Source organism: Celeribacter baekdonensis (assembly GCF_003047105.1).
Classification (GTDB): domain Bacteria; phylum Pseudomonadota; class Alphaproteobacteria; order Rhodobacterales; family Rhodobacteraceae; genus Celeribacter; species Celeribacter baekdonensis_B.
In genome coordinates this window covers 130,971-156,079 of sequence record NZ_CP028475.1, presented here as the reverse complement: position 1 = coordinate 156,079, position 25,109 = coordinate 130,971, and the positions used below count along the sequence as shown (strand labels likewise).

Genomic DNA, 25,109 nt, shown 5'->3' with positions numbered 1-25,109 from the left:
CCTTACCACCATTTTTCTGGCTTGGAAACAAAGCCCGCAGCCGTCTCAAGCGAATGGGCGATATTCAGCAGATCACCCTCTTCCCACGGACGCCCGATGAGTTGCAGCCCCAAAGGCAGACCCTTGGCGGACAGGCCCGCCGGCACAGACACTCCCGGCAGACCCGCCAAGTTGACGGTCACGGTGAAGACGTCGTTGAGATACATCTGGATCGGATCGCTCTCCGACATTTCGCCCAGACCAAAGGCCGCCGACGGTGTCGCCGGGGTCAAGATCGCGTCGACCCCTTGGGCAAACACATCCTCGAAATCCTTTTTGATCAGGGTGCGGACTTTGCGGGCGCGGTTGTAATAGGCGTCATAGAAGCCGGCGGAGAGCACATAGGTGCCAACCATCACGCGGCGCTGAACCTCGTGACCAAAGCCTTCGGCGCGGGTCTTTTCATACATGTCGTCGATGCCGTCACCCGCCGCCAATTTGGCGCGGTGACCATAGCGCACGCCATCATAGCGCGCGAGGTTGGACGAGGCTTCAGCGGGCGCGATCACGTAATAGGCAGGCAGCGCGTATTTGGTGTGGGGCAGCGAAATATCGACCACCTCAGCCCCAGCCGCGCGCAGCATGTCTGCACCGTCATCCCAAAGTTTGGCGATCTCTTCCGGCATGCCGTCCATGCGGTATTCTTTCGGGATACCGATTTTTTTGCCCGTGATGTCGCCGGTCAGCATGGCCTCGAAATTCGGCACGGCCAGATCGGCGGAGGTGCTGTCTTTCGCGTCATGGCCACACATGGCTTCCAACATGATCGCCGCATCGCGGGTGGTTTTGGTCATCGGCCCGGCTTGGTCCAGGGAGGAGGCAAAGGCCACCACGCCCCAACGCGAACAACGCCCATAGGTCGGTTTGATCCCGACAATCCCGGTGAAAGCCGCCGGTTGGCGGATCGAGCCGCCGGTGTCGGTGCCTGTCGCGGCCAGACACAGGTCCGCCGCCACTGCCGCCGCAGAGCCACCAGAGGAGCCGCCCGGCGTAAGCGGAGTGTCCTCATTGCCGCGACGCCACGGGTTGACCGCATTGCCGTACACAGAGGTCTCATTTGAGGAGCCCATGGCGAATTCGTCCATGTTGAGCTTGCCCAACATCACCGCCCCCGCGTCAAACAGCTTGGTGGTGATGGTGCTCTCATATTCGGGTTTGAAGCCTTCCAAGATGCGCGATCCCGCCTGGGTGTCGACGCCTTTGGTGGCAAACAGATCTTTGATCCCGATCGGCAGGCCACACATCGCAGGCGCATCGCCGGACGCGATCCGGGCATCGGCCGCTTTGGCCTGTTCCATCGCGATCTCGGGCGTGTTGTGCACGAACGCATTGAGCGCTCCGGAGGCGGAAATCGCGGACAAGCAAGTTTCGGTCAGCTCAACAGAGGTGAAATCGCCTTTGCGCAGACCGTCACGGGCCGCAGACAGGGTGAGTTTATTGAGATCAGACATTATTCCACCACCTTCGGAACCGCAAAAAAGCCTTCGCGCGCATCGGGCGCGTTTTTCAGGATTTTCTCCTGCATATTGCCATCGGTGACCTCATCGACCCGGCGCTTGAGGCGCTGCGGCGTGACCGAAGTCATCGGCTCGACCCCTTCGACATCCACTTCGGAGAGTTGCTCGATAAAGCCAAGCACCGCGTTGAACTCTTGGGCCAGTGCGGGAAGTGCGTCTTCCTCAACCCGGATGCGGGCGAGTTTGGCGACCCGGCGTGCGGTGTCGATGTCAATGGACATGGTTGGGCTCCGTCTTTTCTGTTGCACAGGGCTTTTGACATGGCTTTATCGCGCAGGCGCGCGGCCTTCAAGCCTCCTTCACCCCTATATGGTTGGCGTAGACCGCGATCATATGGGCCAAAACCACGGCATTGAGCAGATGCCAGAGGAAATGCGTCCCGATGGGCCAGAGGGCACAGATCGGATCATCCAACATGCGAAAGCCGATGGAGAGGCACAACAGCCCCGCCCCCATGACCAATCCGCGCGCGGTTTTGGGGGCTCGGGGATTGAGCAGAGAGGCGTAGATGAAAATCAACATCGGCACGGGCGCATAGGCCGCCGATGACCCAAGCCCAAGCTTGGCAAAAAGCGGCACGGTGGCGGCGGCAAAGGGGAAAAACAGCAGGGTTACAAGACCGCTTTTCAAGGGCGTGAGACCAAAGAAATCCCGCGTGGCCGCGAAAATATACAACAGGATAAAGCCAAGAATCGGTGCGATGTCGGCCATTGCCCCCAACGTGTCGCGGTGGTGTGAAAGGCAAACGAGCCAAAACCGATCACCATCAACACCGCCGCCATCGCCCGCGCCAAAGGGGAATGCCGGGTGCGCGGCCACATCCAAAGCGCCGCCAGCACAAAGGCCAAATTGGTCAGCGCATTGACGGGTTCTGACCAAAATGTGAAATCCACCCGCTCACAATAGCCATCAAATTGCTCGGTCCACATGTGATTTTCCCCGCACCTGTGCTAACTTTTCCTGAACTGCCGTTTGAGGACAATTTTGAGGACAATATAGGGAGAGGTCGCATGAAAATCACTTGGCTTGGACATTCCGGGTTTCGCATCGAGATCGCGGATCAGGTTTTGCTCATCGACCCGTGGCTTGCGGGCAACCCCTCCTTCCCAGAGGAGCGCGCGGCGGAGGCCACCACAGGCGCAACCGCGATCTTTCTCACCCATGGCCATGGCGATCACGCCTCGACAACGATCCCTGTGGGCAAAGACACCGGGGCGATGATCTATTGCATCCATGAATTGTCGCTCATTTTGGGCGCTGAGGGCGCCGACGTCACCGGATTTGGCAAAGGCGGCACCATCACCTTGGGCGAAGGCACCTTGGGCGAAGGCGATGCGGCGGTGCGGGTCACCATGGTGAACGCGGTGCATTCCTCTTCGATTGATTTCAAAGATGGCGCACCTGCCTACGCAGGCGATCCTGCGGGTTTTATGATCTCGGGCGAAGGCCACACGATCTATGTTTCAGGCGACACCGATATCATGGCCGATATGGCGTGGTTTGCCGACCTGCATCAGCCCGACATCGGCATTCTCTGCGCCGGGGGCCACTACACGATGGACATGGCCCGCGCCGCCTATGTCTGTCAAAAGTTCTTTGAGTTCAAAACGGTGATCCCGTGCCACTGGGGCACCTTCCCGCTTTTGGCGCAGAGTTGTGATCCTCTGGTCTATGCGTTGGAGGACGGTGTGGTCAAAGTGCCCGAGGTGCTTGCCGCCATCGAGATTTGACGGCGGCTAAGCTCCAACCACCAGATAGCGCCCAATACCGTACACGTAAAATGCAGCAAACAGGATGTTGATCCATTTCAACTGCCGCTCAGAATGCAGCCACCCCATCGCCAGCCAGATCATGCAAAAGGGCAACGACAGAAACAGGTTCAGCGGATACCAGTTTTGTACAATCGCAATCGTCGAGGCCACGCCCAACATCAGGGCGAGGTTTTTCAAGGGCCGCTCATAGCGCAGCAATGTGGTTTCGATCATCAGACACTCACGCAGAGACCCGCAAAGGCCCAGGCATGCGACTGGCCCCGAAAACGGGCGTTATTTCAAGGATTTGGGGTGGCGCACAGGCCAAGCCTGTACAGCGCAATCTTTAGCCCAAGAGCGCCTTTTGTGCAAGAGCCGCTGTGCAAGAGCCGCGCCGCTATGATCCGTCTCAACCGCGGCGGGCGGCAAAAAAGGCTTTGAGCATGGCTTCGGCCCGATCCGCCGCGATGCCGTCATAAACCTCGGGGGCGTGGTGACATTGGGCGTGCGAAAACACCCGCGCCCCATGGGCCACACCGCCGGATTTCGGATCTTGCGCGCCGTAATACAGCCGGGCAATCCGCGCATTTGACATCGCCGCGGCGCACATCGGACAAGGTTCCAACGTCACATAAAGATCGTAGCCCGACAGACGCTCCTGGCCCAGCGCGGCACAGGCGGCACGGATGGCGACGATCTCGGCATGGGCCGTAGGATCATTATCGGCGCGGGTTTGGTTGCCACCGCGCCCGACGATCTCGCCTTTTGGTGACACGACGACGGCACCCACAGGCACCTCGCCGCGCGCCTCGGCCAAAGCGGCTTCGATGAACGCATCATCCATATAAGAGCGAAAAGACATGGCCTTTCCTGACGTGGAATCGCCGTCGACGCAAGACACGCGTCGTGATGGCGTCCTACGGGGCGCTCCCCACATGCCCACCCCGACAGATTGACGCAGCCCCCGCCAATTTGATGCAAATCAAAGCCCTTGCCCCGCCCGAGGCAGAGCGTCCGCCACACGCGCGACGTTACGACATTAGGACACACTATGAAAACGACGACACTTTTTGCCACCGCCCTCGCACTCTCTCTTGCCGGGATCTCCGGCGCAAGCGCGCAAGAGGCGGGGACTATGTCTCTCGGCCTTGGCCTTGGCGGCGTGATGCCAAAATCAGACAACGGCACCATTCTGGGCGGGGCCAATACGCTTGATATCGGGGACAACGTCCGCCCGACCATTACATTTGAGTATTTCGTCGCCAACAACATCGGCATCGAAGTGCTCGGCGCCGTGCCTTTCATGCATGACATTGACGCCTCCGGCCTGGGCCGCATTGGCTCGACCAAACACCTGCCGCCGGTCGTCTCCGTGCAGTATCACTTTAACGGCGGCGAACAGTTCTCGCCCTTTGTGGGGGTTGGCCTCAACTACACGGCGTTTTTCGAAGAAACAGCCAAAGGCGCGATCGCCGGTAGCGATCTGGACCTCAGCGATTCTTGGGGCGTCGCGCTTCATGCGGGCTTTGACTACAAAATCAGCGATCACGGCGCGTTCCGGACCGATGTGCGCTGGATCGACATTGACAGCGATGTCAAACTCGATGGCGCAAAAATTGGCAAAGCCGAGATTGACCCTTGGGTCGTTGGGATGTCCTACGTCTACACGTTCTAAAAGTCATCTCGTCCAAGAGATGGGATGGGGCGTCCCCAATCCATGATGATCCGGCCTGCACGCGCCCTCGTGCGGGCCGGTTTTGTATCAAAGACCTCAGAAAACCGCGCAATCCAAGCAAGGCTCTTTTAAACGGGGCTATGTCAGAGTATGAGCGGCGCAAAGAGAGGCCTTTTCCATGACCGACGACACGCCCAAAAAACCGTCCAAACCCACCGGCTACAAAAGCCACGCAAAACCGCATTCCAAACCGGGATCGGATCATTCTGGTGGCGCGGACAAGCCCCATCCGGGCGACCGCATCGCCAAAGTGCTCTCGCGCGCGGGCATTTCCTCGCGCCGCGAGGCCGAAGAATTGATCAATGAGGGCCGCGTCACGGTCAATGGCCGCAAAGTGGTCTCCCCTGCCCTCAATGTCATGCCGAAGGACCGCATTTATGTCGACGGCAAAGAAGTGGGCGAACCCGAGCCACCGCGTGTGTGGCTTTATCACAAACCTTTGGGCCTTGTGACCACGGCCAAGGACGAAAAAGGCCGCGAGACCGTGTTTGACAAATTGCCGGTGGAAATGCCGCGGGTGATGTCTGTCGGCCGGTTGGATATCAACTCCGAAGGTCTGCTTTTGCTGACCAACGATGGCGAGGTCAAACGCAAACTTGAGCTGCCCGACACCGGCTGGCTGCGCAAATACCGGGTCCGCGTCAAAGGCACCGCCTCTGAGGCGACATTGGACACGTTGCGCAATGGCATCACCATTGATGGCGAAGATTTCCAAGGCATGGAAGTCACCTTTGATCGGCAACAGGGCGCCAATGCTTGGCTGACCGTGGGTCTGCGCGAAGGCAAAAACCGCGAAATTCGCCGTGCGATGGAACATATCGGTCTGGTGGTGAACCGCCTGATCCGGCTGTCTTATGGCCCGTTCCGTCTTGGCACCTTGCAACCCGGTCAGGTCGAAGAGGTCCGCGCCCGTGTGCTGCGCGATCAGTTGGGCATGGATCTTGAGGTTGGCGATGGCGGGTTTTCCAAACGTGGCGCACCGCAAGGCGCGAAACGTACCGTGTCGCGTGACGGCAAACCGGGCGGTCCGCGCACCGAAACCAAAGGCCGCGATGACGCGCGGGGGACAGATCGGCGCGCAGACGGCAAAGCATCGTTCAAGCCGCGCGGCGACAAACCGGCCTATGGCGAGCGCGATGATCGTTCCGGTGGCAAACCCGGCGGCTTCAAACGCCGCGACGATGCGGGCGGAGATCGCCCCTTTGGCGGCAAACCACGCGGTGAAGGCGGCTTTAAATCCCGTGATGATCGGGACGGCAAGCCGGGTGGCAAACCGGGCGGGTTCAAACGTCGCGACGATGCAGGCGGCGGTCGGCCAGAGGGCGGGTTCAAAAAACGCGATGGCGATTTCAAGTCCCGCACAGATTCCCGCAGCGATTCACGCAACGACTCACGGGGTGATCGCGATGGCAAACCCGCAGGTCGGCCCTTTGGCAAACCGGGCGGGAAGCCAGGTGGAAAACCGGGCGGCTTCAAATCCGCAGGCTTCAAAAGCCATGGCGGCGGTGCGGAGGGCAAGCCCCGCTCCTCCGGGTTCAAATCCCACGCGGCCAAACCGGGAACCAAGCCCGGTGGCAAGCCGGGCGGGAAACCGCCGAGAGGCAAGACCTAACCAAAGAACACCGGGGAAAGGGGGGCATTTGCTCCCCTTAACTCTTTCGCAGCGTGCAATTTCTTCCTATATCTGGACCTGAACACTGCGTTTGATCGAAAGGGTGGCCATGAGCGACAGTCCGTTTTCAAAACTGGCCTACTATCTTTTGGTCGCGCTGACCTTTTACGTCACCATCAAAGCGCAGGGGATGTGATCCATGGCCCAACGGTATGGTTCGACCTATTCGCCTGAAGGCAGCCCCAAGCCTTCGGCGCAATCGGAGGGCACCCCGCCTCCCCCGCAACATCGCCCCTTTGATGGCAAACGCCCGTCTCGCGTTGGTGCACGCTCCAACCTATTATTCTACGCGGGCCTGCCTTTGGCATGGAAGGCCTTTACCGCCGAACCTGTTGTTATGGCAGGCTATTTGTCGGCCTTGGGATGTCTTGTCGCGGCGGCATTTTTGACCCGTGAAGGGTTGAAAGCCGAAGAGGCCTATGAGGCGCGCAAAATCTCACGCCGCCCGGCGATCCCTCGCAAAATCTTTGGCTCTGCCTTGACCGGGCTTGGCCTTGGCCTTGTTGGCTGGTTCGGCTGGGGCGCTTTGGAAACGGTGATTTTTGCCGGTCTTGGCACCGTGTTGCATAGCCTCGCCTTTGGCTTTGATCCGTTGAAAAACAAAGGCATGGACGACATCGACACGTTTCAACAAGATCGGGTATCCAAAGCGATTGACGAGGCCGAGGCGCATTTGAACACCATGCGCGAGGCCCTTTCGCGCTCTGGCGACCGGGCCGCCGAAACCCGCCTTGATGCGTTTATCAAAACCGCCCGCGATATGTTTCGTACTGTCGAAGAAGACCCGCGCGACCTGACCGCCGCGCGCAAATATCTTGGGGTTTATTTGCTGGGCGCGCGCGATGCGACGGTCAAATATGCCGACCTTTGGGCGCGCACCAAAAACGCTGAGGCGCGTCAGGATTGGTTTGCGTTGCTCGATGATCTTGAACAAAATTTCACCGCGCGCAATGAGGCGTTACTTTTGGACAGTAAGACCGATCTCGACATTGAGATCGAGGTCCTGCGTGACCGACTTGCCCGCGAAGGCATCAAATAAAACAAACTTTTCAAGTTCTTAACTGGGGAACCGTTCCATGTCCGACACCACCCGCCAAAAGGCCGAAGCCACATTGAAAGACGTCGAAGCGGTCACCGCCGTCGTCCTTGCCGAACCCAAAGGCGAGTTGATTGACCCGGAAGCCTTGGCAAACACGCCTTTGAGCGCGGAAATTGAGCGTGCGAAATCCGAGATCGACATGGGGGACACCAATTCCATCGTCCGTTTTGGCTCAGGCGCGCAGGCCGAGTTGCAAGAGATTTCGCAAGCGATGCTGGAAGATGTGCGCAACAAAGATGTGGGGCCTGCGGGCGACTCTTTGCGCTCCATCGTCACCACCATTCGTGGGTTTTCCGTATCTGAGCTTGACGTGCGTCGCAAACGCAGCTGGTGGGAAAGGCTGTTGGGGCGCGCCGCTCCAATGGCGAAATTCATTGCCCGTTATGAGACCATCCAAACCCAGATCGACAAGATCACTGACAATTTGCTGACCCATGAGCACAAGCTGCTCAAAGACATCAAATCGCTCGACATGCTCTACGACAAGACGCTGAATTTCTATGACGAATTGGCGATTTATATCGCGGCGGGTGAGTTGAAAATCAAAGAATTGGATGAGAACGAGATCCCGGCCTTGGCCGCTGCCGTTGACGCTGCGCCCGAACAGGACCAAGTGATCAAAGCGCAGGAATTGCGCGATCTGCGCGCAGCGCGTGACGATTTGGAACGTCGGGTGCATGATCTGAAACTGACCCGTCAGGTGACGATGCAATCCCTGCCCTCGATCCGCTTGGTGCAGGAAAACGACAAATCCCTGGTCACCAAAATCAACTCGACGCTGGTCAACACTGTGCCGCTTTGGGAAACCCAATTGGCCCAGGCCGTGACCATTCAGCGTTCGACCGAAGCCGCGAAAGACATCAAAGCCGCGACGGATCTGACCAACGAACTGTTGACCGCGAATGCCAAAAATCTGCGCGAGGGCAACAAAATCGTACGCACCGAAATGGAACGCGGCGTGTTTGACATCGAGGCTGTGAAAACCGCCAATGCCGAATTGATCGCCACCATCGAGGAAAGCCTTCAGATCGCCGATGAGGGCAAACGCAAACGCGCCGAAGCCGAGGTCGAACTCAAGACCATGGAAACCAATCTGCGCGACACCTTGGCCTCAGCCAAAGCCACGGGCAATGCGGCCGGGCCATCGGTGCGCTCCTGATGCCTGCCTTGGGCCGGACACATTTAACAGTCCTCGGCGCGAGCGCAGTGCTTGCGTTGTCGGCCTGTGTGTCCGGTCCAGTCACGCCGCCCATTGCCCGCCCGCCCAGCCAAGCGGCGCAACCCGTTTTGCGCCCAGACAGCACAACCGTCACCCCGCGCAGCACGGAAAGCCGTTTGCTTGAGACCTATTTTGCGCGGGTTCAGGCCGATCTTTTGGCCAATGACCTGTTGCGCACGGACGGGGGTGGCCCGGACACACCCTTTTCCGCACGCCAACTTGCGGTGAATTTTGATGCCATCGCGCTCAATGATGAATACACCTCGGTCGGCGGGCAATTTGTGGCCAGAACCACGCCCTCTGATCTGCATCGCTGGGATGTGCCGGTGCGGCTTGGCATTGAATTCGGCGCGTCTGTGCCGCTGGAGCAACGCCAAAAAGATCGTGCGACGCTAAACAGTTTTGCCGGGCAACTGGCGCGTGCCTCGGGGCATTCGGTCACCGTGTCCTCGCGCCCGAACTTCAACGTCTTGGTGCTCAACGAAGACGAACGCCGCGCCATTGGCCCACGTTTGAACCAGCTCATTCCCGGCATCGGATCGGATGCGATCCGCTCTGTTATCGACATGCCGCGCTCGACCTATTGCTTGGTGGTGGCCTCTGATCCGGCCAATGATGGCGCGTATCGCAAGGCCGTGGCGATCATCCGCGCCGAGAACCCGGACTTGCTGCGCCGGTCGTGTTTTCACGAAGAAATCGCCCAAGGTCTGGGGTTGGCCAACGACAGCCCGCGGGCCCGCCCGTCGATTTTCAACGACGACGAAGAATTTGCGTTGCTGACCCGCCATGACGAATTTTTGCTCCGCATGCTCTATGATCCGCGCCTGGCGCCCGGCATGCCCCCCGAAGTTGCCCGCCCGATCTCTGTCGTGATTGCACGCGAGTTGATGGGCGAAGATATTTGACGACCACAGGAGGCCCCGATGGGTATTTTCGATTTTCTCTCTGGCGAATTCATTGACGTCATTCATTGGACGGATGACACCCGCGACACGATGGTGTGGCGGTTTGAACGTGAGGCGCATGAGATCAAATACGGGGCCAAACTGACCGTGCGTGAAGGTCAGGCGGCCGTGTTTGTGCATGAAGGTCAATTGGCGGATGTGTTCTCGCCCGGGCTTTATATGTTGGAAACCAACAACATGCCGATCCTCACCACGCTGAACCATTGGGATCATGGGTTCAAATCGCCGTTCAAATCCGAAGTCTATTTCGTCAACACCACACGGTTTTCCGACCTCAAATGGGGCACGAAAAACCCGATCATGTGCCGTGACCCGGAATTTGGCCCCGTACGCATCCGCGCCTTTGGCACCTATACGGTCAAAGTCTCTGATCCGGCGTTGTTTTTGACCGAAATCGTCGGCACAGACGGCGAATTCACCATGGACGAAATCTCCTTCCAAATCCGCAACATCATCGTTCAGGCCTTTAGCCGCATCGTCGCGGGGTCTGGCATTCCGGTGTTGGATATGGCGGCAAATACAGCGGATCTGGGCAAATTGGTGGCCAGTGAGATCACCAAGGTGGTGTCGGAATACGGTCTGATCATCCCGGAATTTTACATTGAAAACATCAGCTTGCCCGAAGCGGTTGAGGCCGCGATGGACAAGCGCACCTCGATGGGCATCGTCGGCAATCTCGACACCTATATGAAATTCAACGCCGCCGAAGCCATGGGCGCGGAAAATTCGGCGATGGCCTCTTCCATGGGCGCAGGTATGGGGGCTGGCATTGGGATGGGGATGGCGACCCAACAAGGACCGTGGGGCGCACGTCCTGCCACCGCCGCTGCGCCTGTCGCTCAAACCCCGCCTCCGCCGCCGGTCGAACATGTTTGGCACATCGCCGAGAATGGGCAGACAACCGGTCCGTTTTCCAAAGCGGAAATGGGTCAGATGGCTGCAAAGGGCGCATTGAAACGCGCCTCTTACGTCTGGACTCCGGGTCAGGACGGGTGGTTACAGGCCGAAGATGTGCGCGAATTGGCGCAGCTTTTCACCATCGCCCCACCGCCGCCGCCGCCGGGTGCCTGACCCTCATGTCACTCGCCACACGGGTGCAGCGATCGCCGGACTGCGACAGCAGCACTGAAAGCCTGAAAGTCACCGAGATCGCTCTCGCCCTCATGGGCGTGAGCACAGTGGATCATGGAATGTTTTCTGAGACGGCCAGTTGGGACCAAACCGGAATGCCCTGTGTGCTTGGCCGGGAGGCCATTGCGGCGCATCTCTTACACGCGACGCCGCCGCAAAGCATCCTGATTGATCAGGTGGTCTGTCATGGCAAAGCCGGCACAGTTTCCGGCCGTCTGACCCGAGACGGGGTTGGGACCATGGTGTTTTGCCATGTCATCCGCTTCACCGATCCGTCCTGTCGTCAAATCGCTCAGGCGGTGAGTTTTGAACGGCGGGACAGCGCATGAGATGTAGAGCCTCAGGTGAACCTGCGAAAATCCTCGCGCCAATCGTTGAGATTGATGATCAACGAATTGGTCATCCTTTTGAAATGGGGTGCTTCATAGCCTTGGCGCGCTGCGGCACGATCTCCATTTTCAACATGAGCCGCGATTTTACCCGCCTCAGCATGAAACCGCGTATGCATGGTTTTAATCGTTGTGAATTTTTTCATCGCCGGATCATGCGCCGCAGGCGAAAGCCCCGCCAGCCATTTGCCAAAGGCACATTGATCGTCACAAGAGATGTCATGTGATGTTTTTTCCAACTGGCCACTGTCGATACACTCCGAAAGTTTTCTCGTCCAATCGGCATGGGCGCAGATCGCATCGCGCACTTGCGTATCTTGTTCATTTTTCAGCAAAGATCATCTCCATCTGTCTCAACGTGCAGTGTACTATGAAGCAGCATGTGCTCTGCGCACTTAACACGGGGTAAATTGTTATGGAATCAGAGAAATTTTCTGAACAAAGCCCCCAAGAGCACCGCTTCCCCTGTTCTGCCTGTGGGGCGGATCTTCGGTTTGATCCGGGGGCCGAGCTGCTCAAATGCGACCATTGCGGGGCGGATCAACCGCTCGATAAAGGCGACGCAGCGCCACCGCGGGAATTGGATTTTCGCGCAGCATTGAACGCGACCCTGCCGGATCAGGCGATGGAAGACACCCGCGTTTCAACCTGTCCCAATTGCGGGGCGGAGGTGGAATTTGACGCCGACATCCACGCCACAGAATGCCCGTTTTGCGCCACCCCCGTGGTCACAGACACCGGCATCCATCGCCAGATCAAACCGCATGGGCTCTTGCCCTTTGCCTTGGCGGAGGAGCGCGCACGGCAGGCGATGACCGATTGGCTTGGCGGCCTTTGGTTTGCCCCAAATGGCCTCAAAGACTATGCCCGCAAAGGGCGGCAATTGTCGGGGATGTACCTGCCTTACTGGACCTTTGATGCGCAAACAGCGACGCAATACCGAGGCGAGCGTGGCGATGATTATTACACCACCCGCACGATCACCCGTGATGGCAAAACCCAAACCATCCGCGAACGCCACACCCGTTGGCGGGCCAAATCCGGGCGTGTGTCACGGTTTTTTGACGATGTCCTGGTGCTGGCCTCACAGGCTTTACCGGCGCGGTTCACCGATGGGCTTGCACCATGGGATCTGTCCGAATTGGAACCCTATGTGCCAGATTATTTAGCAGGATTTCGGGCCTCCGCCTATACCGTGCCGCTCGAAGAGGGCTACGAGAGCGCGCGCGACTACATGGACCGGGTGATTGTTCGCGATGTGAAATTTGACATTGGCGGCGACCGACAAAGGGTGCATGGCCTCCAGACTGCGGTGTCGGAGGTGACGTTCAAACATATCCTTCTGCCGGTGTGGATGGCGGCCTATAAATACCGGGGCAAGACCTACCGCTTTGTCGTCAATGGCCGTACCGGCAAGGTTCAGGGCGAACGCCCCTATTCGGCGTGGAAAATCGCCTTGGCGGTGATCGCCGGGCTGATCGTTGCGGCGGGTGTGGGCTATGTGGTGGCGATAAATCAGCAGGGCACGGGTGGGTTTTGAGCCTTTTTTCTTGCGCAGATAGCGCTAACACCTCTAAAACGACGCAACCCCATTTCCAGGAGACAGGCCCATGATCCTTTGCGCAGGCGAAGCCCTCATCGACATGCTGCCCCGCACCACGACGCAGGGTGAGGACGCCTATGCGCCCTACCCCGGTGGCGCCGTGTTTAACACCGCCATCGCTTTGGGGCGGCTTGGGGCGGATGTGGGATTTTTCAGTGGCTTCTCAGAGGATTTCTTTGGCGATCTGTTGAAACAAAGTCTTGCCCAGAGCCATGTGGATGGTCGCCTGTCCCTCACTGTGGATCGCCCCTGTACCGTGGCCTTTGTCAAACTGGTCGATGGTCACGCCACCTATGCGTTTTATGACGAAAACACCGCCGGGCGGATGTTGACCGAGGCCGACATCCCCCCCTTCCCGACCAGATCAAGGCCGTGTTTTGTGGTGGGATTTCCTTGCCGGTCGAACCCTGTGGCGCGGCCTATGAAACGCTGTTTGTCGAGGCTTCGAAGGATCGCGTCACCATGATAGATCCGAACATTCGGCCCGGATTTATCCGCGATGAGACCCGTTATCGTGCACGAATCGAACATATGCTGGCCCATGCCGATATTGTCAAAGTCTCCGACGAGGACTTGTTGTGGCTGATGGGAGAGGGTGAAATTGAGGCCCATATCGAGGTGCTTTTGACCAAGGGGCCAAAGCTTGTTTGCCTGACGATGGGCGGGGATGGCGTCAAGGGCTATACCGCCGGACATGTCACCCATGTGGCCGCCGAAAAAGTAACGGTCGTGGACACCGTGGGAGCCGGGGACACGTTCAACGCAGGCCTTTTGGCCGGGCTGCAACAGGCGGGCAAACTGACCAAAGCGCATGTTGCCGATTTGGATGAGGCCACATTGCGCGCCGCTCTTGCCCTTGGGGCCAAGGCCGCCGCCGTGACCGTCAGCCGCGCCGGGGCCAATCCACCATGGGCGCATGACCTATGAGAGCGCTGGTTCAACGCATCTCTGAAGCCGCTGTGCGAGTCGATGGTGCGGTGGTTGGACAATCCGGGCCGGGGCTTTTGGTGCTGATCTGTGCGATGCGTGGCGACAGCGAGGCGCAGGCCGAAAAACTGGCTGACAAAATTTCAAAGCTGCGGATTTTTCAAGATGATGCGGGCAAAATGAACCTGTCTGTCCGCGACATCCAAGGCAGTGCGCTTGTGGTCAGCCAATTTACGCTCGCCGCCGAGACAAAAGGCAATCGTCCGGGGTTTTCCACCGCCGCTGCACCCGACATTGGGAACGCGCTCTACGCGCATTTCACCGATGCCCTGCGCCAGACGGGCGTCCCCTGTGAGACCGGAATTTTTGGCGCCGATATGAAGGTGAGCCTGATCAATGACGGTCCGATTACGATTTGGCTCGACACCGATCAGTGAGCGGGGCGTTGCGAGCGGATCGCCCCACCGATTGGCCCACAGATTAACCCGGTGATTGACACCATGGACCTTTGGCCCCATTTGCCCTAAATCGCGCAGGACGTTTTCATAGACCGGACAGGCCCCGTGGCACGCACAGTGACATTGATTGCGAAAGACGAAGCCGCGACCGCGCGTGTTGCGGCGGCGCTGGCCCCGTTGTTGCGTCCCACCGATGTGATCTTGCTGGATGGCAGCCTGGCGGCGGGAAAGACATTTTTCACCCGCGCCTTGGTCCGTGCTCTTGGATCAGAGGAGGCGGTGACCAGCCCGACCTATACCATCGCCAATATTTACGAGACGCCAAGGGCCACGGTGTTGCATGTCGACGCCTACCGCCTGACCAGCGCACAAGAGTTCTATCACCTTGGATTAGAAGACTATTTTGACACAGGCATTGCCGTGATCGAATGGGGTGAGCGGATCGCAGAAAGCTATGGCTCCGCTCTGTCAATCCACATTGGCTTTGGCGAGGATGACAGCGCACGGATCTTATCAGTTTCCGCCTCTGCCCCGCGATGGGCTACGGTTTTAGATGCAATGGAGGCGCTGGCATGACTGTGACACTCCTGATCCAAGCTTCCAATGGCGTGCCGGTTTTGGCGCTGGCCCGTGATGGTGCGATCCGATTTGACAGTTCAGCGATCGACTGCCTCGCCGGATCGCGCGATTATCGCCTGATGTTGGAAACGGGGCTGGCCGAGATCGGGGCGACGTTAGACGAGATCACCCGCATCGGGTGCGACATCGGTCCCGGCGGGCTTGGTGTGACGCGCACGGCGGCGGCGTTTGCCAATGGGCTGGGCTTTACCCTCGGCCTGCCAATCTATGCCCTGCCCGCCTTTGCGCTTTTGGGAATGGAGGCGTCTGACGGTCAAACCCCCGTCGCCCTTCTGCGCCGCGCCGGTCGGCCTTATGTGCATTTTGGAATTTACCGTGATGGCACACTTGCACATTACGAACATTGTTTGGAAGAAACCGCCTTAGAAAAGCTCGCAGAGTTAGACAAATACCGCCTTGCGGGCAACATCCCGGTGGAGGGCGCGGAACCGCCCAAAACCAACACCGCCGAGATGACCACCCTGCTGACCTTTGTCGATGCCGCCCCCGAACCCGCCGCAAACGCCCGCGCTTATCCGATTGTCGAGGTGCTGACATGAGCAAGCCAGTCCTGACCATTCGCAAGAGTGACCTCACCCGCAACGGGTCTTTGAGTACGCGGCATTTAGATGAGGTCTCCCAGCTTCTCGCCGATGGTGGCTTGGTTCTTTTGCCAAGCGATACCTGCTATTCTCTTTCTGGAAGTGTGCGTTCTGGCGAGGTGGCAAACCGGGTCAATTTTGCCTTGCGCCGGAATGTGTCTGACCCGATTTCCGTCTCCGCCGCCAATGTCAAAGACGCCACTTTCTATCTGGAAGACAGCCCTGTGGCCTCGGCCCTTTTTGACCATTTCACGCCCGGTCCGATCACGGTTGTGGCCCAAGCCAGCGCATCCATCCGAAAGCAAACCCAATTAATTGAAATGACGATCAAATCACAAGACGGCACCATCGGAATGAGAATCCCCGACAGCGTCATTGAACGTGATCTTTGTGCCATGGTGAGAAACGGGTTATTGACCACAACTGCGGTGCGCCAAGCCGCCGATACGCTGGCGCAAAACACAATCCGAGAGTTTGATCGGGCGCTTGATCTGGTCGCCAAAGGGATGGCGCGCCTCAAAACAGTGCCATGGGCGGCGATTGAAGGGGACGCGTTTCGTGCAACCCATTCGACTGTGGTGCGCATTGAACCACGTGGAAAGATCACCATCTTACGCGAAGGCGATATCGCCAAAGCCAAGATTGAAGCCGTGGTGGCCGCGCTGCCTCGGAGCATGAGGTACTGAACCCATGATGGATAAAATTCAAACTCTGGAAACGCGTCTGCGCAACGATCCAATGGTCTCCACTGAAATCATGGACCACCTTCAATCCCGCCGCGCAAAAGGCTTTTTGTCAGACGCACAGTATCACGACGAGCTTGAAAAACTGAATGACGCCCCGCTTGATATCTCTTTGGGGGCTGGCTCGACGTCGTTTTTGAACGATTGGAAAGAGATTTCTGTCGCCCTTGAGGAGATGGAGCACACGCTGGAAAAGCGTGCGAACATTCAATTCAAACTCGGGACATCCGGTGTCCCTATCGGTATTGCCTTGGTGTTGGGGGCGTTGGCAATTTCTGTTTATTTCAAAGTGCCCTTCATCGCCGCCGCCGGTCTCGCAGGAATTTTGGTGACGGCTTTGGGCGTGCATGGTTTTCTGATTTTGCGTGTGCATCAACAGGCCAGTTTGGCCGCCGAACGTTTGGCCGAAAAACGTGTGGCATTGATGTTTATGCGGCTGGCGATCAGTTCCCCGCGCAAACGCCAATCGGATCGTTTGCTCGCGGCAGGGATGAGCATGTTTTTGGGTCATCAAGCCGCGCAAACCCTCCCCTTGTCGGCGGATGATTTGCCCGCATCGCGCAAACCTGAAGGCAGCTAAAATGATGGACCACTCTGTGAACGCAGATGCAGACCGGGTCGCGGCCGCATTGATGGACGGTCAGATCGTGTTGCTGCCGACCGATACTGTGATTGGGCTCGCCGCGTGCCCCACACAGGCCGAGGCCGTGGCGCGCGTCTTTGATTTAAAGGCCCGCGCGCGCTCGAAAAACCTACCCATCATGATCGCCGCACAGGACCAAATCGACATGCTTGGCGGCATCGCCAATTCTGCGGTCGAAAAGATGCTCAGCTCGGGTCATATGCCGGGGCCGCTCACCGTGGCCTTGGGGGTCGATGCCACGCGCGCGCCCGACTGGCTTCAGGACCGCGAGGAGATTGCCTTTCGTATTCCAAACGATGCACTGCTTTTGGCCGTTTTGCGCCGCACCGGACCGCTCTTGGTCACCTCGGCCAACCGTTCAGGACAAGAGACGCCAAACACAACAGAGGCTGCACTGGCGCAGCTGAATGGCGCGCCGGACGTGGTCGTCGCGGGCGTGGGGCGCGGCTCACAGCCATCGACCTTGGTGAATTGTCGTGTCACCCCGGCGCGGATCGAGCGCCTTGGCGCGGTGTCTGAGAACGAAATCGCCACGATTTTGGAGGGCCTTCAATGAGCGATCTGATCCTCGGCATCGAGACCTCATGCGACGACACTTCGGTGGCACTTGTCGACCGATCCGGGCATGTGGCGGCGATCAAGACCGTGTCACAATATACGGTGCATGAGGCTTTTGGCGGGGTTTATCCCGAGCTGGCATCACGCGCGCATCTTGAGGCGATTTTGCCAACAATTCAGTCGGTTATGGATGAGGCCGCGGTCACTCCTAAGGACCTCTGCGCAATTGGCGTGACCCGCGGGCCGGGATTGATCGGCTCGCTTTTGGTCGGGCTGTCCACGGCTGAGGCGCTGTCCTTGGGCTGGGGCGTGCCGGCATATGGCGTCAACCATTTGCGTGGGCATATTCGCTCGGTCGAGTTGGAAGACGGCCAAACAGAATTCCCCGCCGTGATCATGTTGGTGTCAGGTGGGCACACGTTGATCGCGGAGTTGAAAGATGCGTGGTCCTACCGCCTGTTGGGCACGACGCGGGACGATTCCGTCGGTGAAAGCTACGACAAGGTGGCGCGGATGTTGGGGCTTGGCATGCCGGGCGGCCCGGCGATTGACCGGGCGGCAAAATTGGGCACGCCGGTGTTGCGCCTGCCACGGCCGATGAAAAATGAGGGCTATGAGTTCTCGTTTTCCGGCCTGAAATCTTCGGTTGCGCGCCATATTGAAAACCACCCAGACGTCAGCCTTGAGGACATGTCGGCGTCGTTTGTCGCCGCCTGTCTCGACGTGTTGGTGGCCAAGGCAGACCGGGCGCTGTCAGAGTGCAAACCGCGGTCTTTGGTGATTGTCGGTGGGGTGTCCGCCTCGCCACAGTTGCGCGACGCGATGACGGATGTGGCCGGGCGGCACGGCGTCAACCTGTGCCTGCCGCCGGTGAAATGGGCGACGGACAATGCGGCGATGATTGCCATGGCGACATGGGATTACATCGAGCGTGGGGTCAAACCAGCGCTGTTCCCAACACCCAATCTCAGCCTTGAGACGCCTTAAAAGGTAAAGCCCGGAAGACTGTCCATCGCAGTTTTCAACGCCTCGCCCCAACCCGATGAAATCGTTTGGAAATATTCGTCATCCGCCGAAATACGGCGTTGGTGCGTGACTTTATAGGTGTCGGTTTCGATGACTTGCAAATCGAACGGCAGGCCGACGGAAAGATTGGCTTTCACCGTGCTGTCAAAGGAGACCAGTGTCAATTTGACCGCATCTTCAAAGGACATATCCGGGTCATAAGCGCGCACCAAAATCGGTTTGCCGTATTTGGTTTCACCGATTTGGAAAAACGGCGTCTCATCCCCCGCCTCGATGAAATTGCCCTCGGGATAGATCAAAAACAAACGCGGCGGCGAGCCTTTGATTTGACCGCCCAAAAGCACGGTGGCGTTGAACGTGCTTGCGGCGCGCTGGCCTTCGTCGGCGTGGGTGGTGATCAGATCTTTGAGGGTCTGCGCGACAATGCGCGCCACTTGGAACATTGAAGGCGCGCCAAGGATCGAGGGCTCGCGATCCCCCGGTGCTTTGGTGCGCTCGTCGAGCAAAGAGACCAAAGCCTGTGTCGTCGCCAGATTGCCCGCCGTCATCAATGTCAAAATACGCTCACCAGGCTCTTCCCAGGTGAACATCTTTTTGAAAGTGGAAATGTTATCGACGCCTGCATTGGTGCGGGTGTCCGACATCATCACAAGGCCCTTGTTGAGCATCATGCCGACGCAATAGGTCATCTGTCCCTCCGGGAACGTTTATTGTTGCTGGGCAACTTCGATCGCGACCGAGAGAGTCTCCCCCGCCCCGCCATATCGCGTGCCAGTTACAGGGGCAGCCCCCTGATAGTCCAGCCCTGTTGCAACACGAACATAACGTGTGTCCGGGCAAATTTGATTGGAGACATCAAATCCGACCCAACCCAGACCATCCACATGCGCCTCAGCCCAAGCATGGGTGGCGTCCTGTTCAATTCGATCGTCCATCATCAGATAGCCAGAGACATAGCGCGCCGGAAAACCCATTTCGCGGGCCGCAGAGATAAAGATATGGGCGTGGTCTTGGCACACACCTTTGCCCTCAGCAATCGCGTCTTCGGCACGGGTTTCAGACTGCGAGGTGCCAACCTCATAGGCCACGGCTTCGCTGATGATGCGCGAAAGATCGTGCAGCTTGCCGACCGAGCTTTCGCCCTCCACCTGTTTGATCAGTGCGCGTACGCCGGGGCCCGGTTTGGTCAGGGGCGTGACGGTTTCAAACAGCCAAAGCGGGGCCGGCCCGCGATGCGCGCCGATGATGCCATTGGCATCAGAGACCTCAACCTCGCCCTCCGAGCGCACGGTGACTTCGGTGACGTCTTTATCAAAAGAAATCAGCTCCACCGCGTTGTTCATATGATCATGGTATTCGAGTTCCTTTTTGGCCCCGGACAGGGTGGTGCTCCAACGGATCACCTCCTGACCATGGCCCGACTTTGGCGTTTTGCGCAGTTGTTGCAGCCCGTACGTCACAGGATCGGCAAAGGAATATCGGGTGGTGTGGCGGATCGTCAGGCGCATGGGTCCTCACTCATAAAAGCGGTAGTCTTGTTCGATTTGGCCCCCAAGGTGGCGCAAACTCGTCAAGACGTTTTGAATATACTCATGCAGCCCATATTCAAAGACCGCGTCAATATCATGAGCGTTGAACCGATTGACCAGCGCCTCAGCCAAGTCCACCGAGGGGAATTTTCCCCCATAATCTGCCCCGAGATAGGACAGGTTGTCGTAGATTTTAGAGACGCAGAAATTCAGCGACCGCGGCATGCGTTTGTCGAGCACCAGAAACTGGGCAATGTCGCGGGCGTTGACCTGTGAGCCGTAAGCCATGCGAAACCCGCCCCGCGCCGAGACCGAGCGCAGAATGGTTTCCCAATGCACATTGTCGATCGAGGAACCGACCGAGAAATTCGACGGCAAAAGCACGTAATATTTGACATCCAAAATCCGCGCCGTGGCGTCGGCGCGTTCGATAAACGTACCGATGCGGGCAAAATCATAGATGTCGTTGCGCAACATGGTGCCATGGGTCGCGCCGCGCACCAAGGCGGTGCGTTGGCGAATAAGGCCCAAAACGGCCGGAAGATCGCGTTCGGAGACTTTGCGTTTCAACGCCTCACGCGTCGCCATGTAACAGCCATTCAAGGCCTCCCAGACCTCACCGGTCAGGGCCGTGCGCACGAGGCGGGCGTTTTGGCGCGCCTCCGAGATGGTCGAGAGCACAGAGGACGGATTGTCCCGAGAGCGCAGCATCCAATCAATCGCGCTGTCTTTGCTGATCTCATCATAATGGGCATCATAGCCCTCGATGACACCGGCGGATTGCATCACCGAGGTCCATTCATCATCGGCATCTCCCAGACGGGTCAGCCCGATGCGTTGCCCCGTATCGACAAGCCGCGAGGTGTTTTCGGCCCGTTCCAGATAGCGAAACATCCAGTAGAGGCCATTTGCGGTTTTCCCAAGCATGTCTGTCCCCTACCCCTTAATCTTCCAGCACCCAAGTGTCTTTGGTGCCTCCGCCTTGGGATGAGTTCACCACCAAGGACCCTTTTTGCAGCGCCACGCGGGTCAACCCGCCGGGCGTGATGTTGATCCCCTCAGGCGAGCAGAGCACATAGGGTCGCAGATCGACATGGCGCGGGGCAAGCCCCGCTTTGGTAAAAATCGGTACGGTCGAGAGGGCCAGCGTCGGCTGGGCGATGTAATTCGAGGGGCGCGAGGTCAATTTGGCGCGGAAGGCCTCGATCTCTTTCTTGCTTGAGGTCGGTCCGATCAACATGCCGTAGCCGCCAGAACCGTGCACCTCTTTGACCACCAGCTCAGAGAGGTTGTCGAGCACATAGGCCAAACTGTCCGGCTCAGAACAGCGCCATGTCGGCACGTTCTCAAGGATCGCTTTTTCCCCGGTATAGAATTCAACGATCTCTGGCATATAGCTATAGATCGCCTTGTCATCGGCGATGCCGGTGCCCGGCGCGTTGGCGATGGTGATGCCGCCCGCGCGGTAGACATCCATAATGCCGGGCACGCCCAGAGCCGACTCCGGGTTGAAATTCAGCGGATCGAGGAAATCGTCGTCAATCCGGCGGTAGAGCACATCAATCGGTTGGTAGCCGCGCGTGGTGCGCATGGCGACACGCCCGTCCACAACCCGAAGATCATGACCTTCGACCAGTTCCACACCCATTTGATCGGCCAAAAACGCGTGTTCAAAATAGGCAGAGTTGTAAATCCCCGGCGTCAAAACGGCCACGGTCGGCGGCCCATCACAGGCGGGCGGCGCACAGGCGGCCAGCGAACGACGCAGGTCCGACGGGTAGTTTTGCACCGGCTGCACGCGGTTTTTCGAGAACAGCTCGGGGAACATTTGCAGCATCGTTTCGCGGTTCTCCAACATGTAGGAGACGCCGGAGGGGGTGCGGGCATTGTCTTCGAGGACATAGAACTGATCGTCGCCGGTGCGCACAAGGTCGGTGCCCACAATATGCGTATAGATGCCGCCCGGCGGGCTCATCCCCATCATATGTGGCAAAAACGCCTCGTTGCGGGTGATCATCTCAAGCGGGATACGCCCCGCTTTGATGATTTCCTGCCGGTTATAAATGTCGTGCAGAAAGGCATTGATTGCGCGGACCCGTTGCTCGATCCCCTTGGACAGCTTTTGCCATTCCCGTCCCGAAATCACCCTTGGGATGATGTCGAACGGGATCAACCGCTCTTCGGCCTCTGAGCGTCCGTAGACGTTAAAGGTGATGCCCGTGAGCCGGAAGACCTCTTCCGCCTCGCGTTGTTTTGCTCGGAGCCGTTTGAGGTCTTCGCCTTCAAACCAGCTCTGAAATCCTGCGTAAGGATCGCGCAGGGTCTCATTGCGGCCCCACATTTCGTCAAAGATTTTTGTGTCGCTCATGCTTAGAATTTAGAGGTTCGTCGAAGCGCTTCACAATCGGAATCACGCGTTTTGCGGTGATGAAACGCGCATTAGCTTAATTTTTAAGCATGCACCTTTGGTAAACCGGATCATGAAGCGCCGTCGCCCGCCTCAATTCGCCACAGCATTTGCATTGTATACCTCGGGATACATTGACTTGAGACCCATACTCCGCTACCCGAAAGGCCAAGCGCAAAAGGGCAAATGCCCCGATGCAGAATCGCTGAAAAGCATCGCTTAAAGTGGCAGACCCACTAGTGGAGGACCCCATGGCCCAAGAGACCCCCGATATCATCTACACCATCGTAGACGAAGCCCCTGAACTCGCGCGTGGTTCGCTCCTGCCGATCATCACCTCTTTCTCCGAGGCCGCAGGGATCAATGTCGAGACCCGCGATATTTCGGTCGCCGCGCGTATTCTGGCGCTCTTCCCGGAGCTGCTTTCGGACGATCAAAAAGTGTCTGACGATTTGGCCGAACTGGGCGAGTTGGTGAAAACCCCCGAAGCCAACGTGATCAAATTGCCGAACGTTTCCGCCTCCGTGCCGCAACTCGAAGCCGCGATCAAAGAATTGCAGGGCCAAGGCTACCCGATCCCATCCTACCCGGCCGATCCGCAGACCGACGCCGAAAAGGCGATCCGCGCCAAATACGACACAATCAAAGGCTCCGCCGTGAACCCGGTTCTGCGCGAAGGCAATTCGGATCGTCGCTCCGCCAAAGCCGTGAAAGAATATGCCAAGGCCAATCCTCACCGTATGGGCAAATGGACCTCCGCGTCCAAGACCACGGTCGCCTCCATGCCGGGCAACGACTTTTTCGCCAATGAAAAAGCCGCGACCATCACGGCGGCCCAAGCCGGCGGCGCAAAGATCGTGTTCACCGCCAAAGACGGCACCGAAACCGTGCTGAAATCCGGCCTGAAATACGCCGAGGGCGAAGTGGTCGATGCGACCTTCCTCTCCGCCAAGGCGCTGCGTGCCTATATCAAAGCCGAAGTGGAAAGCATGGAACCGGGCGTTTTGTTCTCCGTGCACCTCAAAGCCACGATGATGAAGGTCTCTGACCCGATCATCTTTGGTCACTTCGTGTCTGTCTATCTCGAAGATTTCATCGCCAAACATGGGGCCTCTCTGGATTGGAACCCGAACGACGGCATCGGCGAATTGGACAAACTCATCGCGGACAATGCCGAGATGAAAGCCGACCTCAAAGCCGCCCTTGAGGCCCGTCCGCCGCTTTACATGGTGAATTCTGACAAGGGCATCACCAACCTGCATGTCCCCTCTGACGTGATCATCGACGCCTCCATGCCTGCCGTGATCAAAGCCGGTGGCATCGGTTGGGGCCCGGATGGCAAAGCGGCCGACACCAAATGCTGTATCCCTGACAACTCCTACGCCTGCGTCTATGACGAGACGGTCGAGTATTTCAAAGAGACCGGCACGCTGGACGTCACCACCTGTGGTGCGGTGTCCAACGTCGGCTTGATGGCGCAAAAGGCCGAGGAATACGGCTCTCACCCGACCACCTTTGAAATGAAGGCCGACGGCAAAGTCGAGATCATTTTGGACACTGGCGATGTGCTGCATTCCCATGCGGTGGAAGCGGGCGACATCTGGCGGTCGTGTACTGCGAAAAAAGCGCCGATCCTCGATTGGATTCAACTCGGCATCGAACGCTTTGACGCCACTGGCACCGGCGCCTTCTGGTTAGATGCCAACCGCGCACATGACGCGGAACTGATCAAATATGTCGAACCGGCGCTGAAAGCGGCGGGCAAAGACATCCCGATCATGGCCCCGCGCGAAGCCACGCGGTTCTCCTTTGTCGAGATGCGCAAAGGCAAAGACGTGGTCACCATCACCGGCAACGTGCTGCGCGATTATCTGACCGATCTGTTCCCGATCCTGGAACTGGGCACCTCGGCGAAAATGCTCTCCATCGTCAAATTGATGAACGGTGGCGGCATGTTTGAAACCGGGGCTGGCGGCTCTGCGCCGAAACACGTTCAGCAGGTGATCGAGGAAAACCACCTGCGCTGGGACAGCCTTGGCGAGTTCTGTGCCTTGGGTGAAAGCTACGCCTTCTTGGCCGCGTCGCGTGGCAAAGCCAAAGCCGCCGTTCTGGCCGCAGCTGTCGAAGATGCGACCCAAAAGCTGTTGTTGAACGGCAAGTCGCCGGAGCGCAAAGTCGGTGAAAACGACAACCGGTCCTCGCATTACTGGTTCGCCCGTTACTGGGCCGAAGCTCTGGCGGCTCAATCCACCGATGCCGATCTCGCTGCGCATTTTGCCCCGATTGCAAAAGAGCTGGCCGAGAAAGAAGAGATCATCTTGGACGAGTTGAAAATCTCCGAAGGCGAGCCGGCCGATTTGGGCGGCTATTACCACGCAGATCCGGCCAAAGTCGCCTCTGTGATGCGCCCCTCGGCCACGCTGAACGCCATCATCGGCTAATCTAACTGTCTGTTTTCAAAATCAGAAAGGGAGCCCT

Annotated in this window: 26 protein-coding genes and 2 pseudogenes; 18 read left to right on the top strand and 10 right to left on the bottom strand. The window is 58.2% G+C overall.

Features of this window, described 5'->3' with window-relative positions; genetic code table 11:
- Positions 1–2 precede the first annotated feature (2 nt).
- The 3 genes and pseudogenes from gatA to DA792_RS04065 form a co-directional block, all read right to left on the bottom strand.
- Complete coding sequence (gatA, locus tag DA792_RS04075) at positions 3–1,490, bottom strand: Asp-tRNA(Asn)/Glu-tRNA(Gln) amidotransferase subunit GatA (protein ID WP_107718336.1); 1,488 nt, start codon at positions 1,488–1,490, stop codon at positions 3–5.
- Positions 1,490–1,777 (bottom strand): Asp-tRNA(Asn)/Glu-tRNA(Gln) amidotransferase subunit GatC, encoded by a 288-nt coding sequence (gene gatC / locus DA792_RS04070; protein WP_107718334.1) that lies wholly within the window; start codon positions 1,775–1,777, stop codon positions 1,490–1,492. The genes gatA and gatC overlap by 1 nt, the downstream gene beginning before the upstream one ends.
- 67 nt (positions 1,778–1,844) lie before the next feature.
- Positions 1,845–2,485: pseudogene (locus DA792_RS04065) on the bottom strand (ceramidase domain-containing protein).
- Positions 2,486–2,566: 81 nt separating this feature from the next.
- On the opposite strand from DA792_RS04065, the gene DA792_RS04060 reads away from it, so the two are divergent.
- A complete protein-coding gene (locus DA792_RS04060) occupies positions 2,567–3,286 on the top strand; it encodes a metal-dependent hydrolase (RefSeq protein WP_107718332.1) in 720 nt (239 codons plus the stop codon).
- 6 nt (positions 3,287–3,292) lie between these two features.
- Here DA792_RS04060 and DA792_RS04055 read toward each other — a convergent pair whose 3' ends face one another.
- Together DA792_RS04055 and DA792_RS04050 are read right to left on the bottom strand one after the other, a co-directional pair.
- Entirely contained in the window at positions 3,293–3,541 is a 249-nt protein-coding gene (locus DA792_RS04055; protein WP_107718330.1) for a peptidase, read from the bottom strand.
- 175 nt (positions 3,542–3,716) lie between these two features.
- Positions 3,717–4,169, bottom strand: coding sequence for a nucleoside deaminase (locus tag DA792_RS04050; protein ID WP_107718328.1), 453 nt, complete (start codon positions 4,167–4,169; stop codon positions 3,717–3,719).
- A gap of 189 nt (positions 4,170–4,358) precedes the next feature.
- Here DA792_RS04050 and DA792_RS04045 point away from each other — a divergent pair, with 189 nt between their 5' ends.
- From DA792_RS04045 to DA792_RS04015, 7 genes are all read left to right on the top strand, one after another.
- Entirely contained in the window at positions 4,359–4,982 is a 624-nt protein-coding gene (locus DA792_RS04045) for an OmpW/AlkL family protein (protein ID WP_107718326.1), read from the top strand.
- Positions 4,983–5,160: 178 nt separating this feature from the next.
- Positions 5,161–6,654 (top strand): pseudouridine synthase, encoded by a 1,494-nt coding sequence (locus DA792_RS04040; protein WP_107718324.1) that lies wholly within the window; start codon positions 5,161–5,163, stop codon positions 6,652–6,654.
- A gap of 199 nt (positions 6,655–6,853) precedes the next feature.
- Positions 6,854–7,753, top strand: coding sequence for a 5-bromo-4-chloroindolyl phosphate hydrolysis family protein (locus tag DA792_RS04035; RefSeq protein ID WP_107718322.1), 900 nt, complete (start codon positions 6,854–6,856; stop codon positions 7,751–7,753).
- Positions 7,754–7,790: 37 nt separating this feature from the next.
- Positions 7,791–8,972 carry a toxic anion resistance protein gene (locus tag DA792_RS04030; RefSeq protein ID WP_107718320.1) on the top strand — a complete coding sequence of 394 codons (1,182 nt, stop codon included), beginning with the start codon at positions 7,791–7,793 and terminating at the stop codon, positions 8,970–8,972.
- Entirely contained in the window at positions 8,972–9,937 is a 966-nt protein-coding gene (locus DA792_RS04025; RefSeq protein WP_107718318.1) for a DUF2927 domain-containing protein, read from the top strand. Before DA792_RS04030 ends, DA792_RS04025 begins: the two co-directional genes overlap by 1 nt.
- Before the next feature lie 18 nt (positions 9,938–9,955).
- Positions 9,956–11,068, top strand: coding sequence for an SPFH domain-containing protein (locus tag DA792_RS04020; RefSeq protein WP_107718316.1), 1,113 nt, complete (start codon positions 9,956–9,958; stop codon positions 11,066–11,068).
- A gap of 5 nt (positions 11,069–11,073) precedes the next feature.
- Complete coding sequence (locus DA792_RS04015; protein WP_107718315.1) at positions 11,074–11,457, top strand: hypothetical protein; 384 nt, start codon at positions 11,074–11,076, stop codon at positions 11,455–11,457.
- 11 nt (positions 11,458–11,468) lie between these two features.
- Here the strand turns inward: DA792_RS04015 and DA792_RS04010 are convergent, their stop codons facing one another.
- Positions 11,469–11,852 (bottom strand): CZB domain-containing protein, encoded by a 384-nt coding sequence (locus tag DA792_RS04010; RefSeq protein ID WP_107718313.1) that lies wholly within the window; start codon positions 11,850–11,852, stop codon positions 11,469–11,471.
- Positions 11,853–11,932: 80 nt separating this feature from the next.
- Between DA792_RS04010 and DA792_RS04005 the strand changes: the two genes are divergently transcribed.
- From DA792_RS04005 to tsaD, 9 genes and pseudogenes are all read left to right on the top strand, one after another.
- Positions 11,933–13,057 carry a primosomal protein N' (replication factor Y) - superfamily II helicase gene (locus tag DA792_RS04005; protein ID WP_107718311.1) on the top strand — a complete coding sequence of 375 codons (1,125 nt, stop codon included), beginning with the start codon at positions 11,933–11,935 and terminating at the stop codon, positions 13,055–13,057.
- A gap of 70 nt (positions 13,058–13,127) precedes the next feature.
- A pseudogene (locus tag DA792_RS04000) lies at positions 13,128–14,047 on the top strand (carbohydrate kinase family protein).
- Positions 14,044–14,484: a D-aminoacyl-tRNA deacylase gene (dtd, locus tag DA792_RS03995; RefSeq protein ID WP_107718308.1), complete on the top strand. Its 441-nt coding sequence runs from the start codon at positions 14,044–14,046 to the stop codon at positions 14,482–14,484. The pseudogene DA792_RS04000 and the gene dtd overlap by 4 nt, the downstream one beginning before the upstream one ends.
- A gap of 126 nt (positions 14,485–14,610) precedes the next feature.
- Positions 14,611–15,081 (top strand): tRNA (adenosine(37)-N6)-threonylcarbamoyltransferase complex ATPase subunit type 1 TsaE, encoded by a 471-nt coding sequence (gene tsaE / locus DA792_RS03990; RefSeq protein WP_159075157.1) that lies wholly within the window; start codon positions 14,611–14,613, stop codon positions 15,079–15,081.
- Positions 15,078–15,683: a hypothetical protein gene (locus DA792_RS03985; RefSeq protein WP_159075156.1), complete on the top strand. Its 606-nt coding sequence runs from the start codon at positions 15,078–15,080 to the stop codon at positions 15,681–15,683. The genes tsaE and DA792_RS03985 overlap by 4 nt, the downstream gene beginning before the upstream one ends.
- The gene (locus tag DA792_RS03980) at positions 15,680–16,411 is read left to right on the top strand and encodes an L-threonylcarbamoyladenylate synthase (RefSeq protein WP_107718302.1); all 732 of its coding nucleotides are present in this window, start codon (positions 15,680–15,682) and stop codon (positions 16,409–16,411) included. The genes DA792_RS03985 and DA792_RS03980 overlap by 4 nt, the downstream gene beginning before the upstream one ends.
- Before the next feature lie 4 nt (positions 16,412–16,415).
- Positions 16,416–17,048 (top strand): hypothetical protein, encoded by a 633-nt coding sequence (locus DA792_RS03975; RefSeq protein ID WP_107718300.1) that lies wholly within the window; start codon positions 16,416–16,418, stop codon positions 17,046–17,048.
- 1 nt (position 17,049) lies between these two features.
- Positions 17,050–17,667 carry an L-threonylcarbamoyladenylate synthase gene (locus DA792_RS03970; RefSeq protein WP_159075155.1) on the top strand — a complete coding sequence of 206 codons (618 nt, stop codon included), beginning with the start codon at positions 17,050–17,052 and terminating at the stop codon, positions 17,665–17,667.
- Entirely contained in the window at positions 17,664–18,656 is a 993-nt protein-coding gene (gene tsaD, locus DA792_RS03965; protein WP_107718296.1) for a tRNA (adenosine(37)-N6)-threonylcarbamoyltransferase complex transferase subunit TsaD, read from the top strand. Before DA792_RS03970 ends, tsaD begins: the two co-directional genes overlap by 4 nt.
- On the opposite strand, the gene DA792_RS03960 is transcribed toward tsaD, so the two are convergent.
- The 4 genes from DA792_RS03960 to DA792_RS03945 are packed head-to-tail and all read right to left on the bottom strand — an operon-like array spanning position 18,653 to position 22,592.
- Positions 18,653–19,384, bottom strand: coding sequence for a proteasome-type protease (locus tag DA792_RS03960; RefSeq protein ID WP_107718294.1), 732 nt, complete (start codon positions 19,382–19,384; stop codon positions 18,653–18,655). The genes tsaD and DA792_RS03960 overlap by 4 nt on opposite strands.
- An 18-nt stretch (positions 19,385–19,402) precedes the next feature.
- Positions 19,403–20,203 (bottom strand): transglutaminase family protein, encoded by an 801-nt coding sequence (locus DA792_RS03955; RefSeq protein ID WP_107718292.1) that lies wholly within the window; start codon positions 20,201–20,203, stop codon positions 19,403–19,405.
- A gap of 6 nt (positions 20,204–20,209) precedes the next feature.
- Positions 20,210–21,151: an alpha-E domain-containing protein gene (locus DA792_RS03950; RefSeq protein ID WP_107718290.1), complete on the bottom strand. Its 942-nt coding sequence runs from the start codon at positions 21,149–21,151 to the stop codon at positions 20,210–20,212.
- Positions 21,152–21,167: 16 nt separating this feature from the next.
- Complete coding sequence (locus DA792_RS03945) at positions 21,168–22,592, bottom strand: circularly permuted type 2 ATP-grasp protein (RefSeq protein ID WP_107718288.1); 1,425 nt, start codon at positions 22,590–22,592, stop codon at positions 21,168–21,170.
- 290 nt (positions 22,593–22,882) lie between these two features.
- Between DA792_RS03945 and DA792_RS03940 the strand changes: the two genes are divergently transcribed.
- Positions 22,883–25,072 (top strand): NADP-dependent isocitrate dehydrogenase, encoded by a 2,190-nt coding sequence (locus DA792_RS03940; protein WP_107718286.1) that lies wholly within the window; start codon positions 22,883–22,885, stop codon positions 25,070–25,072.
- Positions 25,073–25,109: the final 37 nt, after the last annotated feature.

Bases quoted from the DNA above. Each gene is read 5' to 3' on its own strand.
- DA792_RS04015 (WP_107718315.1), top strand. From the start codon at position 11,074: ATGTCACTCGCCACACGGGTGCAGCGATCGCCGGACTGCGACAGCAGC.
- DA792_RS04005 (WP_107718311.1), top strand. From the start codon at position 11,933: ATGGAATCAGAGAAATTTTCTGAACAAAGCCCCCAAGAGCACCGCTTC.
- gatC (WP_107718334.1), bottom strand. From the start codon at position 1,777: ATGTCCATTGACATCGACACCGCACGCCGGGTCGCCAAACTCGCCCGC.
- DA792_RS03945 (WP_107718288.1), bottom strand. From the start codon at position 22,592: ATGAGCGACACAAAAATCTTTGACGAAATGTGGGGCCGCAATGAGACC.
- DA792_RS03980 (WP_107718302.1), top strand. From the start codon at position 15,680: ATGAGCAAGCCAGTCCTGACCATTCGCAAGAGTGACCTCACCCGCAAC.
- DA792_RS03985 (WP_159075156.1), top strand. From the start codon at position 15,078: ATGACTGTGACACTCCTGATCCAAGCTTCCAATGGCGTGCCGGTTTTG.
- DA792_RS03940 (WP_107718286.1), top strand. From the start codon at position 22,883: ATGGCCCAAGAGACCCCCGATATCATCTACACCATCGTAGACGAAGCC.
- gatA (WP_107718336.1), bottom strand. From the start codon at position 1,490: ATGTCTGATCTCAATAAACTCACCCTGTCTGCGGCCCGTGACGGTCTG.
- DA792_RS04050 (WP_107718328.1), bottom strand. From the start codon at position 4,169: ATGTCTTTTCGCTCTTATATGGATGATGCGTTCATCGAAGCCGCTTTG.
- DA792_RS04035 (WP_107718322.1), top strand. From the start codon at position 6,854: ATGGCCCAACGGTATGGTTCGACCTATTCGCCTGAAGGCAGCCCCAAG.
- dtd (WP_107718308.1), top strand. From the start codon at position 14,044: ATGAGAGCGCTGGTTCAACGCATCTCTGAAGCCGCTGTGCGAGTCGAT.
- DA792_RS04030 (WP_107718320.1), top strand. From the start codon at position 7,791: ATGTCCGACACCACCCGCCAAAAGGCCGAAGCCACATTGAAAGACGTC.
- DA792_RS04040 (WP_107718324.1), top strand. From the start codon at position 5,161: ATGACCGACGACACGCCCAAAAAACCGTCCAAACCCACCGGCTACAAA.
- DA792_RS04055 (WP_107718330.1), bottom strand. From the start codon at position 3,541: ATGATCGAAACCACATTGCTGCGCTATGAGCGGCCCTTGAAAAACCTC.
- DA792_RS03970 (WP_159075155.1), top strand. From the start codon at position 17,050: ATGATGGACCACTCTGTGAACGCAGATGCAGACCGGGTCGCGGCCGCA.
- DA792_RS03950 (WP_107718290.1), bottom strand. From the start codon at position 21,151: ATGCTTGGGAAAACCGCAAATGGCCTCTACTGGATGTTTCGCTATCTG.
- DA792_RS03960 (WP_107718294.1), bottom strand. From the start codon at position 19,384: ATGACCTATTGCGTCGGCATGATGCTCAACAAGGGCCTTGTGATGATG.
- DA792_RS04020 (WP_107718316.1), top strand. From the start codon at position 9,956: ATGGGTATTTTCGATTTTCTCTCTGGCGAATTCATTGACGTCATTCAT.
- DA792_RS04025 (WP_107718318.1), top strand. From the start codon at position 8,972: ATGCCTGCCTTGGGCCGGACACATTTAACAGTCCTCGGCGCGAGCGCA.
- DA792_RS04045 (WP_107718326.1), top strand. From the start codon at position 4,359: ATGAAAACGACGACACTTTTTGCCACCGCCCTCGCACTCTCTCTTGCC.
- DA792_RS03955 (WP_107718292.1), bottom strand. From the start codon at position 20,203: ATGCGCCTGACGATCCGCCACACCACCCGATATTCCTTTGCCGATCCT.
- DA792_RS04060 (WP_107718332.1), top strand. From the start codon at position 2,567: ATGAAAATCACTTGGCTTGGACATTCCGGGTTTCGCATCGAGATCGCG.
- DA792_RS03975 (WP_107718300.1), top strand. From the start codon at position 16,416: ATGATGGATAAAATTCAAACTCTGGAAACGCGTCTGCGCAACGATCCA.
- tsaD (WP_107718296.1), top strand. From the start codon at position 17,664: ATGAGCGATCTGATCCTCGGCATCGAGACCTCATGCGACGACACTTCG.